Origin of the sequence: Bacteroides sp. An51A, from assembly GCF_002161565.1 — a bacterium.
GTDB classification, from domain to species: domain Bacteria; phylum Bacteroidota; class Bacteroidia; order Bacteroidales; family Bacteroidaceae; genus Phocaeicola; species Phocaeicola intestinalis.
This window is the reverse complement of record NZ_NFIC01000002.1, coordinates 592,501-605,435: the sequence shown is the minus strand read 5'-3', so window position 1 is coordinate 605,435 and position 12,935 is coordinate 592,501. Positions and strand designations below refer to the sequence as shown.

Sequence of the window (12,935 nt, the reverse complement as noted above, 5' to 3'; positions counted from 1 at the left end):
GCGATACGCCCCTACAAAACTTACAAACTCAAGAACTTAAAAACTAACGCTTCAGTTTAAACATATAAATAATCAGATAAATCACTCCTGCCGTCATCACCGCTACGGCACCGCTCTGGCCTACGGCATCGCTGGCGAATCCCATCAGCAGCGGGAAGACCGTGCCGCCGAACAGACCCATAATCATCAAGCCCGAAATCTCGTTCTTCTTGTCGGGCACAGCCAGAAGGGCTTGCGAGAAGACAATGGAGAACACGTTCGAATTGCCGAAGCCGATAAGGGCAATGGCGATGTAAATCACCGTCAGGTCGGTCGAAACGAACAGCAGCACCATAGCCACCAACATACACGCCACGCTGATGCCCAAGAAAGGTTTCGAAGCCACCTTCTGCAAGACGACCGCCCCCGACAAGCATCCCAAGGTACGGAAGATGAAGTAGAGGCTGGTGGCAAAGCCGGCATCGTCGAGCGGCATTCCCAAGCGTTCCATCAGAATCTTCGGAGCGGTGGTGTTGGTGCCCACATCGATACCCACATGGCACATAATGCCTAAGAAGCAGAGCAAGATGAACGGACGCCCTAACAGCCGGAGGCAACTGACGAAACCCGAAGCCTTGTCGGGAGCCTCTTCCTCAATCGGAGTGGCAGAAAGCCACAGGACGGCAATGACCGCCACCGCCATATAGACGGGGAACAGCACCCGCCAGCCCATGCCGAACTCCGGTATTGCCTGCGTGGCTCCCCACATGGCGATATAAGGAGCCAGAAACGAGGCAATCGCCTTGACAAACTGCCCGAACGTGAGCGAGCTTGCCAATTTGTCGCCCGTGATGATGTTGCTCAGCAACGGATTGAGCGAAGTCTGCATCAGCGCGTTGCCGATGCCTAACAGAGAGAACGAGCAAAGCATAATGCCATAGCTGTCGCCGAATATCGGGAGCAGCAGCGACACAAAGGTCACAGCCAAGCTAAGCACCACGGTATTCTTCCGCCCGATGCGGTTCATCAGCACACCCGTCGGCACGGAGAATATCAGGAACCAGAAGAACACCAGCGAAGGGAAGATGTTGGCTTCGGCATCGCTCAGCCCCAAGTCCGCCTTCACATAATTGGAAGCGATTCCCACCAAATCGACGAAGCCCATTGCGAAGAAGCAGAGCATCACGGGAACCAGCTTGCCATATTTGATTTGTTTATCGATAGTCATGTTTTCAAGTTTATAGTTAAGAGTTAATAGTTAATAACGCTTTTGATGTAGAAACGTCACATCACTATTCATTATTCATTATTAATTATTCACTAATTAAGCCGATATACCGTCATCGACTTCACGCTGAAGCTGCCGCGTCCCGACACGAACGACATCTTGTTGTAAGGTTCGGAAGGGAAGACCTGATTGGTCATCACAAACTTGCCGCCCTCTCCAAACGCTTCGATGCTGGTACGGTCGACAAACAAGCGCAGGTTAATCTCATCGGTATCTGGAACAGGCGCTACCGTCAAGGCTGGAAATTCGGGACTGAAATCCGTCTTCCCGCTCTCGGTGCGGTCCATTACGAACTGCTTGCGGGGCACATCGTAATACATCGCCACCTTTTCGCCCTTCGTGTTCTCCAAAGTGAAGCTGATGCGCGAAGCACCGGCATTTTTGATAGTCATATTGATTTCGTATGCCCCTTCGTTGTCCGCTAACAGAATCGGGATTTCATACGAATCTTTTACCTTGAACGGAGGAATAATCGTGTTTTCCTTCCGTGCTTTCTCTATTTCGGGCGAGGGAGCACAGCGCAACAACAGTTCGCCGTCTTGGCGATACAGGGTCAAGTCGCGGGCAATGGTATTCGAACCACGGTATTGCAGCGTAGGTAACACGCCTTGATACTGCCAGTTGCTCATCCAGCCCAAAGCGATGCAACGCCCGTCTGGCGCATTGTTGAAAGTCACTGTGGCGTAGTGGTCTTTCCCCCAATCCATCCATTTGGTCTGTGTAGGAGCTTCGTTGACGAACTTCTTCCCGTCGAACGTTCCTACAAAATACTGGGCAGCATTACCTCCGAACGGTCCGCCGGGATTGATGTTGCATATCAGCACCCAACGCTTTTCCTTCGTGCCTTCCACCGGAAGTTCTACCAAGTCGGGACATTCCCAAACTCCTCCGTGCGCGCCTTGCTTGGCACCGAAGCTGCTTTCATACTTCCAGTCTTTCAGGTTCTTCGAAGAATAGATATCCATCTCCTGACCTCCCGCCAGTATCATCACCCAATGCTTGCCAGGCGCATACCAGAATACTTTCGGGTCGCGGAAGTCGCGCTTCTCGGATGTAACAATCGGATTGTTTTCGTATTTCGTAAACGTCTTCCCGTTGTCGGTGCTGTATGCCATACTCTGCATCTGCACATCGCCCCACGGGCTGGGCTTCGCCGAAGTGTAGAAAGCAATGACAGCCCCTTCGCCGAAACCTGCCGTATTCTCATAATCGACTACCGACGAGCCGCTAAATATCGAGCCCCAGGCATCGGGAGTAATGGCATCCCCTTCAAACTTCCAGTTCACCAAATCGGTCGTTGTGGAATGTCCCCACGTCATGTTTCCCCAAGTGGAACCATACGGATTGTGCTGGAAATACAAGTGATAGACACCGTCTTTGTAGAACATCCCGTTCGGGTCGTTCATCCAGCCGTATGCCGGCGTATGGTGATAAAGCGGACGGAACTTCTCGCGGTTCGTCGTATCAAACGTGTCCGACAGCTTCATCTTCTTCCAACAGATAGCCGATTCGGGCATCCCCTGCACGTCGAGCGACAAATCCTTACCTACGTATGCCGACAAGTCGAGCGGCACATAGTAATCCACCTTCTCGCGGGCAAGGCGGATGTTGATGACGCTGCCCACCGTCTGGTTATTAATCACAAAATAAATCTTTCCTTCGGGCGCATTGTCCTGCACCGGAAGCAGCAGATACTTCTTCGCTTCCTTAATCTGAAGGATATTCTGTTCACTCACCAAATGGCGCACGTCGATAGACGATTCCGCCATACAAGTTATTGAAGCAAGCCCCATAAACGTTCCTAAACACAACGTTTTCACGGTATCGGCAATGCCTTGTTTCTTTAAGGTAATCATTGTTTTTAAGGTTTTAAATATGAACAACTAAAACTAAACTATCTCGGTTTGTATGTCACAAAGTTACGCTACCATTCGCTTTCAGCCTGTAAAAATCGTTTCAAATGCCAGCAAATTTGTTACGTTTGCATGAAATGAAACATTTATCTTATCATACCTATTGAGTTTTTTCTGCCACAGGAACGAATCTTTTTAACGGTGCGGACAGAAATCACTTCCTGCCCGCACCCCAACTAACCTTTCTTTATGCGAACCATTAATCAAAACCAGTCATTATTCGTACCCCTTGTTTTGTGTATACAAACCGGGGATGTAGAACATTTGATTATAAGGAATCGGGAAGAACTCATTCTTTCCGGGCGTATAGTGCGCATCCTTATAATAAGCTCCGTATGTTTGCTCTACCGTTTCGCCGGATTCATTCGTATAAGTATATACCGACTTCTGTTCACTTGCGAAATAAGCATTCAAGATTTGTGAAGCAATGCCCCAACGGCGCAAATCGAAATAACGTCCGTTCTCCATTGCCATTTCCAAACGACGTTCCCAACGCAGACACTTACGGGCAACTTCTTTATTAGCAAAGTATCCAGCCGGATAAAGAGCGATTTCACACTGGTCGGCAGCGTATGCGATATGCTTGTCGATTGAATTTGCTGCACGCTGGCGGATGGCATTAATGATGTCTTCCGCTTCACTCAAGCGGTTCAGTTCAATCAAAGCCTCAGCACGCATCAGCATCACATCCGTATAACGGAATACATAATCGTTCATCGCAAAAGCTTGCCAAGAGCCATTAAAAGTTTCACCTTGAGAACGTTGGGGAACTTCCTTCAATGATGTATAAAAACCATATTCGTTCGGCGTGCGCGAATTGGCAGTAGTCATCGTATATTCCTCTTCATATTTATAAGGGAATGAAGGCATTCCGACAGTATGGAACAAACGCGGATCCCATTTCTGAGCGGTAGGCTGACCATTAATCGGATAATCAATCTCATCGTTATAGTCATCGAACATCGGCAGACCGTCTTTCGTCTTGAACGCATTCACCAAGTTTTGAGAAGGCTTGTGGAAGTCCCATCCGCACGACCACATTTGCCAACAACCATTTAACGTATTCGACCAATTGGCACGTCCGTAGGTTGTATGGTCATCCTCGTAATCGGAAGTCTGTACGGCAAATACCGACTCTTTGCTATTCTTATACTCCGGAAGGAAAATGTCACCGAAATCTTCCATATAACCGTATTGCGAGTTCATCACATCATCGGTATAGTCTACCACTTTCTGCATATACTCATTATTGATATAGTCTACTCCTGTAGTAGCTTCATAGCCGTCTCCCCAAGCCAAATTCAAATAACACTTAGCCAAATAAGCAGCAGCCGCAATCTTGTTCGCACGTCCGTCTTCACCCGGCTTTTTCACTGGCAACACATCGTATGCAGCCTGAAAATCATCTATCACGTTTTGGAAGAGCTGTTCGTATGTCAAAGCGTCATTCCGTGTCTCCTCATACGTATTGTTCTTGTAAACCTCTTCATCAATCCAAGGCACTTGACGGAAAACGGTAAGCAACTTATAATAGAAGTGACCGCGCAAGAACCGTACTTCTGCCACCCGTTGACGAGTCGTTTCTTCACCCAATACGGAAACGCCATTTTGTTCCAAAGCAACCAACGCACGATTGCAACGCGACACAGCACAGAACAAACGGTACCACAATTCATCCATTTCGCCCGGAGTAGTCGGGGTCAATGTAGTCCAAATATCGAAAGCGTGATAGCCCGTATCATTCGGTCCGGAACCACCTTTCAAGCAATCGTCCGAAGTAATGTCGCCATACGGGAACAAATTAAACGGATAAGTGTACCAGCAATCGCCCAACATAGCGTATGCCGCATTGACCATCGCTTCCGGCTCAGAGAAAGCCTTGTCTTCATCCACCACAGCGGTAGGATTGTAATCCAAGAAATCGTCACAGCCTGTGAATCCCATTCCTAACGTACAGGCCAAGAATAATGTATATATCTTTTTCATAATTGTGTTGTCTTTATATGATTAGAAACCTATTTGTACACCAAATGAAACTGAGGTAGCCAGCGGATAGTTCCAATCCGGGTTTTCCGGGTCGGGACACGTAAGGCTTTTGCTCTTAATAGTCAGCAGGTTTTGTCCCGAAACATAAATTCGCGCATTTGTCATCTTAAATTTCGACAAGAACGAAGACGGAACATTATAACCTAACTGCAAAGTACGTAATTTCAAATACGAACCGTTTTCTACAAAATAACTGGAAGCACGACCTTCGTCCGCTGTATTCGAGGTGGTCAGCATCGGAATCGTTGAACCGGTATTGTTGGTATTCCAAGCTCCTAACAAACGATTACCTTTGTTAGAACCGGCATCCGTCACGCTCCAAAAATCGGTTTGGAACTTCTGATTGTTGTAAACATCCTTATCGCATACGCCTTGCCAGAACATCGAGAGGTCAAAATTCTTGTAATTCAAAGCTATATTCAATCCATACGAGAACTTCGGCACCGGATTGTAAATCCAATCTTGGTCATCCGCATTGATTACACCATTCCCGTCCAAATCTGCGTATTTAAGCCCTCCTACACGTGCATTAGGCTGTCCTGAAGCATCCACTTCCGCCTGATTCTGATAAAGTCCGGTCACTACATATCCTACGATTGAACCGTATGGCATACCGGATTCAACCAAGTTCTCCGTAGAAGTGTGAGCGTATGAACCTGTCGTTGTCGAAGGTAGATAAGTCACTTTATTGCGGAAGAAGTCTGCATTGGCATTGATGTCTAATCCTAACCCGCAAGCAAGGTTTTTACGATAACCCAAAGAGAACTCCATACCCCAGTTCCGCAAAGAAGGACCGTTCAACCAAGATGCACCACCTTCACCAAGAGCACCCAAAAAAGCCGGATTAATCAACATATCATCCACATCCTTGATATATCCGTCAATCGTTCCGTATAGACTGCCATTGAAGAAAGTGAAATCTGTACCTATATTATATTGGGTAGCCGACTCCCATTTCAAATCAGGGTTGGCAAGCTGAGTGGCACGATAACCAGAAGGGAATGTACCCGAACCTTGCAAGAACAAATCGTAAGCAGTAGAAGTTACACGATCCAAGCCATAATCTACAGTGTACAAACCAAATTGCGCATTATTATCGATGGCTTGGTTACCGGTCTCACCCCAAGAAAGGCGAATCTTCCAGTCATCCATCCAATCTTTTTCCAATAATTTAGAAATACGGAAACCCAACGTTGCTGCCGGGAAAGTACCCCAGCGGTTATCTTTACCAAAACGAGAAGAACCATCACGACGGATTGTAAATGAAGCCAAAATCAAATCGTCATAATTGTAATCCACCTTTCCGAAGAAAGAAGCCAAACGGTAACCAAACTTAGCACCACTGTTTCTCATCGAACCGGTAGCGGCATTCGGCCACATATAATCGGGATCTTCCAAAGCATAGCCTTCTGAATAAGCCGTAAAATCAACCGTGCTTTCTTTCGACATTTCAGCACCGAGCAAGACTGTGATATCGTGTTTGTCTGCTACCTTGAAATTATAGTTTGCCGTATTCGACCACGTCCAGTTCACCTGATTCCGATGCGACAGGTTGGTCTTAGCAATATCATTGTTCACAATATCCGAATGGAACGTAGGAGTCATCGAGTTGATGAACGACAAATACGTGTCCAAGCCAAAATTAGAACGCAAAGTCAATCCTTTTATCGGTTTGATTTCAACGTAAGCATTACCAAACAGACGCCAGTAATCCAAATGGTTGTTGCGGTTATCGTATTGTTCACGCACCGGGTTCTGACGGTCGCTCATACCTCCCACCGGTCCGGCAAACGTAACTCCATCTTCCTCATAAACCGGTACAGTAGGAGCCATCTTCAGCGCGTTTTCCATCGGAGCACAATCCACTTGCTTCGAATAAGTCAGCGTAAAGTTCTCGCCGACAGAAATATACTTATTAATATTGTATGAAGAGTTCATACGTGCAGATATATTTTCAAAGCTGGTGTAATTCAAAATACCGTTATTCTTCTTATAGCCCAAAGAAAACATCGTAGAGTGCTTATCCGTTGCGTGTGACAAAGACAAATCGTATGTTTGCGCAAATCCGGTACGTGAAATTTCATCGAGCCAATCGGTATCCGAATACCTCATCGTTTTCTTACTATTGATATAACCATCATACAAGCCATTGACCGTATAGTTCACATAGCTGCTTGTCGCAGGATTCCAAACCGTAATCGGAGTACCCGAAGCCGCATTCAGATTTAATCCGTAATTGCTTGCGTAAGTCACAGGGTCAAGTCCGTCGTTCAATGCAGCCTGTGCCATAGCCGTGGCATATTCGGCTGAATTCGATAATTTCATCAACGATTGGGAAGTGTAGAACTGAGCTGTCAGATTTGCGGAGAAGTCCACCTTAATCTTATCTCCCTTCTTCCCTTTCTTGGTAGTAATGATGATGACACCGTTCGAAGCGCGCGAACCATAAATAGAAGCGGAAGCCGCATCTTTCAGAACCTGCATACTTTCAATATCATTCGCGTTCAAGGAATTCAAAGCCTGATTCGTAGGCACACCGTCAATCACATACAACGGGTCTTGCGATGAATTAAAAGAACCGATACCACGGATGCGCACCGTACCTGTACCGATAGGCGAACCTGTTGTAGTGATAGTCATACCCGGAACTTTACCTTGCAAAGCCCGCATCGGGTCCATATCCGAATTGGTTTTCAATTCATCTGTAGAAACGACCGCAACCGAACCGGTCAAGTCCGCCTTACGTTGGCTTTGATAACCAGTTACAACGACCTCATCCAATAACTCGGAATCTTCTTCCAACGTAACACTCATTACGCTCTGCGCTTTCAAAGTCTGAGTCTTACACCCTACATAAGAGATAGAGATTTCCGCCCCTTCTTTCACGGTTAAAGAGAATTTGCCATCCAAATCTGTAATGGTACCGTTCCTGTCGTTTCCGACTTCTACTACAGAAGCTCCGATGACGGGGAACCCGTCTGCCTTGGAGACCACTGTTCCGTTCACTTGCAAGTTTTGTGCTTGCACCGCCGCACACCATCCGATAAGGAAGAGTGCAAATAGGAATAATCTTTTCATGCCTTCCATTATGCATTAAATTTTTAGTTGAACAAATATATGAAATTACTCGCTAATCCCAAGAGTTTTCCGTTCTTGAGAACACTGCAAATGTAGCAAGCAATGCAAAAGCGGTATAAAAGAAATGTTTCATCTTCAAGCAAATATGTTTCCATGTAACATTTTTGCTAAAAGATGAAACATAATTGATAACAAGAAAGCTATTCTGAGAAAACGTTCACGCAATCAAACGACGTTTCTATTTATCTGCATAGTGCTTGCCATTCCAGTCCTCGCATAATCCTAAGAATCGGGTAGGAGGTAAATGCTAATCATAGAAAGGCATTTGCCTCCTACTTTCACATTTACCGACCTCCCACACCACCGTACAAGCGGTTCCGCATACGGCGGTTTCGCGCTTTCTCATCTCACGATGTGTGGCAAGTTGTTTTCAGCCATCCCTCGGACTAGCGTCACTCCTACTCTATTGTCGGATTCCGTCCTATCGTGGTGAGTAGGGAAGCTCCTTTCGGACATCTGACTACAAAAGAGTCTCAAGGGTAGCAGTCATTTACTATTGCACTGCGCGATTCGGTCCTTCCCCATAGACACACGTGTCTTAGGTACTATAACCTCTGCTGACTTCTCACGGCAAGCTTTACTCCGTCAGGGCACATCGAATGGGTACGTCTTCGCCATGCGTCCGTGAGACCTCCTCGGATAAGGGCATTGTCTTTCCATCTTATGCCTACTTCATTTACACCGACCGTTCCGAATAGCTATCGGGCTTTGGTTTGTGTAGAAACCTTACCCACGGTCAAATGCCTTGTATGAAGTTTCTGTTCGTTAGACCAGATGTTTGCCGCCGGCTTCCTTCAGATTCCACCTCGCGATGGACACCCTTGCCTTGGGCTATGTGATTCCCGCTATTAGGGCTCACTCGGGACTTACACCCGTTAGACAATGCTCATGCCGAGCGTACTACTAGGACTGCAGTCCTACTACTAATAGGACTGCAGTTTCTACTCCTCAACACAGCAATCCTAATTAGGGAGGACTGAAAACGGAGTTATATGGAACGTTTCAAACAGTTTTATTCAGAAACTGTTTGAAATTATCGTGTGCTGATTTGGGATGAGTTTTTAAGGCATTTCCGCTTGTGCGATGAGGAGGATAGCGGGCTATCTGACGAAGAACAGGAGCGAAAAAGACAAAAAAATCGCCCAAAGCACACACGAAAACGGATACATCAAGACAAGAAAAACTTTTTGGAGAAATTCAAAACAGCTTCTAAATAAAAAGACGATCCTCCCTGATGAATATAAAATGAATGTCTGCAACCAGCCCCAATAATGATGCACAACTGAAGCATATCTTCACCTCAGGGGAGCATACAGGCCGGATGCAAACATTCATTCAAAATAATCTTTCCTAGAATGTATCAGCTCATCTTCGCATTGTTTCCAAACTTTGACAGGACTTTATTTCTGCCTGATAAAGATATTGACTGGTGTTCCTGAGAGTTTCCAACGTTGACGAATCTGATTTTCCAAAAAACGCTTATAAGGTTCTTTTACGTACTGCGGCAAATTGGCAAAGAACACAAAAGAAGGTATCTGCGTATTAGGCAACTGGGTAATGTACTTAATCTTGATATATTTACCCTTATTTGAAGGAGGTGGATATGCCTCGATTACAGGCAGCAACGCTTCGTTCAAACGGGCAGTAGGAATACGTGTCATACGTGCCTGAAATACATCTTTAGCTGCTTCGAGAACCTTGAAGATGCGTTGCTTGGTAAGCGCCGAAGCAAAAATTATAGGAAAATCGGTGAACGGAGCCAAACGTTTACGCACAGCATCTTCGAAAAATTTCATCACCTTGACCGACTTGTCTTCTACCAAATCCCACTTGTTGACAACCACAACCAATCCTTTCTGGTTGCGTTGAACCAAAGATACGATATTCAAATCTTGCCCTTCAATACCACGGGTAGCATCCAACATCAGGATGCAGACATCTGAGTTTTCGATGGCACGGATGGAACGGATAACCGAATAGTATTCCAAATCTTCATTCACCTTGTTTTTCTTCCGGATTCCTGCCGTATCAACCAAGTAAAAATCGAAGCCGAACTTGTCATAACGGGTATAGATAGAATCGCGGGTGGTACCGGCTATTTCGGTCACGATATTCCGCTCCTCGCCAATAAATGCATTCACAATCGATGACTTGCCCGCATTAGGACGCCCCACTACGGCAAAGCGAGGAATATCTTCGTCAATCAATTCGCCTGCTTCTTTTCTAAACTTGCTCAGTACCAAATCAAGCAAATCTCCCGTTCCGCTTCCACTTAAAGCTGAAACACAATACGGGTCACCCAATCCTAACGAATAAAACTCGGCAGCATTGTATTGCAAATTGTTATTGTCGGTCTTGTTGGCCACCACAATAACAGGTGTTTTCGAACGGCGAAGAATATCTGCCACATCCATATCCAGATCAGTCACTCCATTCATAACATCTACCACAAACAAGATGACATCGGCCTCTTCCATTGCCAATACCACTTGTTTACGGATTTCTTCTTCGAAAATATCGTCCGAATTAACTACCCATCCTCCGGTATCAACCACCGAAAACTCCTTTCCTTGCCACTCCGACTTACCATACTGGCGGTCGCGGGTCGTACCGGCCTGTTCATTCACAATAGCCTGACGGGTCTTCGTCAGACGATTAAACAGTGTCGACTTTCCCACATTGGGACGTCCTACGATTGCTACTAAATTTCCCATATACTTCTTAAATGTTTACGGCTGTCACAGCCGAAATTAATCTAACTGATAACCAAAATTCTTGAGCTCTTTATCAGAACTACGCCAATCTTTGTCTACCTTCACAAAGGTTTCCAGATAAATAGATTTCTGGAAGAAATGTTCCAATGTTTTACGCGCTTCGGTAGCCACTTTCTTCAGAGCTTTGCCTTGATGACCAATAATAATACCTTTCTGTGATTCACGTTCAACATAAATGACTGCATTGATGTGAATGCTTTTAGCTTCTTCCTTAAAACGTTCGACCACCACTTCTACCGAATAAGGGATTTCCTTGTCATAATACAGCAAAATCTTTTCGCGGATAATCTCTGTTACAAAAAAACGAGCAGGCTTGTCTGTCCATTGGTCTTTTCCGAAATAAGGAGGAGAATCGGGCAACAGTTCTCTGATGCGCTTCATGACCACATCAATGTTGAACTTCGCCTTAGCAGATACAGGAATAATTTCTGCACTGGGTAACATGTCGTGCCATTCTTCCACTAATTTCACCAGATTCTCCTGATTGGTCAGGTCTATTTTATTGATGAGTAACAAAACTGGAACTTTTAAATTTCGCACTTTTTCCATAAAATCAGCATGTTTGTCTGCCTTTTCTATGGCATCCGTCACATACAGCAAGATATCCGCATCAACCAATGCTGACTCGGAAAAATTCAACATTGATTCTTGCAACTTATAGTTCGGCTTCAAGACTCCCGGGGTATCGGAAAACACAATCTGCATGTCGTCCGTGTTCAAGATTCCCATAATACGATGACGGGTAGTCTGTGCCTTAAACGTAGCAATGGAGATACGTTCGCCCACAAACAAATTCATCAATGTAGACTTGCCTACATTAGGATTGCCCACGATATTTACAAATCCAGCTTTATGCATACTCTATTTATTTATCTACTAATCGGGTAGGAGGTAAATGCTAATCATAGAAAGGCATTTGCCTCCTACTTTCACATTTACCGACCTCCCACACCACCGTACAAGCGGTTCCGCATACGGCGGTTTCGCGCTTTCTCATCTCACGATGTGTGGCAAGTTGTTTTCAGCCATCCCTCGGACTAGCGTCACTCCTACTCTATTGTCGGATTCCGTCCTATCGTGGTGAGTAGGGAAGCTCCTTTCGGACATCTGACTACAAAAGAGTCTCAAGGGTAGCAGTCATTTACTATTGCACTGCGCGATTCGGTCCTTCCCCATAGACACACGTGTCTTAGGTACTATAACCTCTGCTGACTTCTCACGGCAAGCTTTACTCCGTCAGGGCACATCGAATGGGTACGTCTTCGCCATGCGTCCGTGAGACCTCCTCGGATAAGGGCATTGTCTTTCCATCTTATGCCTACTTCATTTACACCGACCGTTCCGAATAGCTATCGGGCTTTGGTTTGTGTAGAAACCTTACCCACGGTCAAATGCCTTGTATGAAGTTTCTGTTCGTTAGACCAGATGTTTGCCGCCGGCTTCCTTCAGATTCCACCTCGCGATGGACACCCTTGCCTTGGGCTATGTGATTCCCGCTATTAGGGCTCACTCGGGACTTACACCCGTTAGACAATGCTCATGCCGAGCGTACTACAAAAAAACGCATCGGGTCGGGATGCGTTTTCTTGTATTATATTCATTTGTTCCACGTTCAAATTTTATCACCATCATACCCCCACTTCACATACGAAGCACCCCAGGTAAATCCGGCACCAAATGCTGTGAAAATTATATTGTCGCCTTTTTTCAATTGCTTTTCATAGTCCCATAAACAAAGCGGTAATGTCCCGGCACTGGTGTTACCATAGCGCTGAATATTAATCATCACTTTGCTTA

Annotated in this window: 8 protein-coding genes (1 of these 8 running past the window's edge); 1 reads left to right on the top strand and 7 read right to left on the bottom strand. The window is 45.8% G+C overall.

All coding sequences use genetic code 11. The annotated features are described in order from the left end of the window. Nucleotides 1-43: 43 nt before the first annotated feature. The 4 genes from B5G04_RS06195 to B5G04_RS06180 all read right to left on the bottom strand — a co-directional run bounded on the left by B5G04_RS06195 (nt 44) and on the right by B5G04_RS06180 (nt 8,313). On the bottom strand, nt 44-1,207 hold the full coding sequence (locus B5G04_RS06195) for an MFS transporter (protein ID WP_087396273.1): 1,164 nt from the start codon (nt 1,205-1,207) through the stop codon (nt 44-46). Nucleotides 1,208-1,299: 92 nt separating this feature from the next. Then, complete coding sequence (locus tag B5G04_RS06190) at nt 1,300-3,036, bottom strand: DUF4980 domain-containing protein (protein WP_239414040.1); 1,737 nt, start codon at nt 3,034-3,036, stop codon at nt 1,300-1,302. A gap of 360 nt (nt 3,037-3,396) precedes the next feature. Further along, nucleotides 3,397-5,166 (bottom strand): RagB/SusD family nutrient uptake outer membrane protein, encoded by a 1,770-nt coding sequence (locus B5G04_RS06185; RefSeq protein ID WP_087396269.1) that lies wholly within the window; start codon nt 5,164-5,166, stop codon nt 3,397-3,399. A gap of 21 nt (nt 5,167-5,187) precedes the next feature. Further along, a complete protein-coding gene (locus B5G04_RS06180; RefSeq protein ID WP_087396267.1) occupies nt 5,188-8,313 on the bottom strand; it encodes a TonB-dependent receptor in 3,126 nt (1,041 codons plus the stop codon). Nucleotides 8,314-9,404: 1,091 nt separating this feature from the next. Here B5G04_RS06180 and B5G04_RS06170 point away from each other — a divergent pair. Further along, complete coding sequence (locus B5G04_RS06170; protein ID WP_158100060.1) at nt 9,405-9,581, top strand: hypothetical protein; 177 nt, start codon at nt 9,405-9,407, stop codon at nt 9,579-9,581. A 183-nt stretch (nt 9,582-9,764) separates the two neighbouring features. On the opposite strand, the gene der is transcribed toward B5G04_RS06170, so the two are convergent. The 3 genes from der to B5G04_RS06155 all read right to left on the bottom strand — a co-directional run. Continuing rightward, nucleotides 9,765-11,078 (bottom strand): ribosome biogenesis GTPase Der, encoded by a 1,314-nt coding sequence (gene der / locus B5G04_RS06165; protein ID WP_022039216.1) that lies wholly within the window; start codon nt 11,076-11,078, stop codon nt 9,765-9,767. A 36-nt stretch (nt 11,079-11,114) separates the two neighbouring features. Then, nucleotides 11,115-11,996 carry a GTPase Era gene (era, locus tag B5G04_RS06160; RefSeq protein ID WP_022039215.1) on the bottom strand — a complete coding sequence of 294 codons (882 nt, stop codon included), beginning with the start codon at nt 11,994-11,996 and terminating at the stop codon, nt 11,115-11,117. Between the two features lie 754 nt (nt 11,997-12,750). Then, nucleotides 12,751-12,935, bottom strand: the final stretch of a protein-coding gene (locus B5G04_RS06155) for a beta-ketoacyl-ACP synthase III (protein ID WP_087213358.1). It continues 820 nt past the right edge of the window; the window shows 185 of its 1,005 coding nt (coding positions 821-1,005); its start codon lies beyond the right edge, outside the window; it ends in the stop codon at nt 12,751-12,753.

Excerpts from the sequence above, each read along its gene's own strand:
- B5G04_RS06185 (WP_087396269.1), bottom strand. The coding sequence starts at position 5,166 with ATGAAAAAGATATATACATTATTCTTGGCCTGTACGTTAGGAATGGGA.
- der (WP_022039216.1), bottom strand. The coding sequence starts at position 11,078 with ATGGGAAATTTAGTAGCAATCGTAGGACGTCCCAATGTGGGAAAGTCG.
- era (WP_022039215.1), bottom strand. The coding sequence starts at position 11,996 with ATGCATAAAGCTGGATTTGTAAATATCGTGGGCAATCCTAATGTAGGC.
- B5G04_RS06180 (WP_087396267.1), bottom strand. The coding sequence starts at position 8,313 with ATGGAAGGCATGAAAAGATTATTCCTATTTGCACTCTTCCTTATCGGA.
- B5G04_RS06195 (WP_087396273.1), bottom strand. The coding sequence starts at position 1,207 with ATGACTATCGATAAACAAATCAAATATGGCAAGCTGGTTCCCGTGATG.
- B5G04_RS06190 (WP_239414040.1), bottom strand. The coding sequence starts at position 3,036 with ATGGCGGAATCGTCTATCGACGTGCGCCATTTGGTGAGTGAACAGAAT.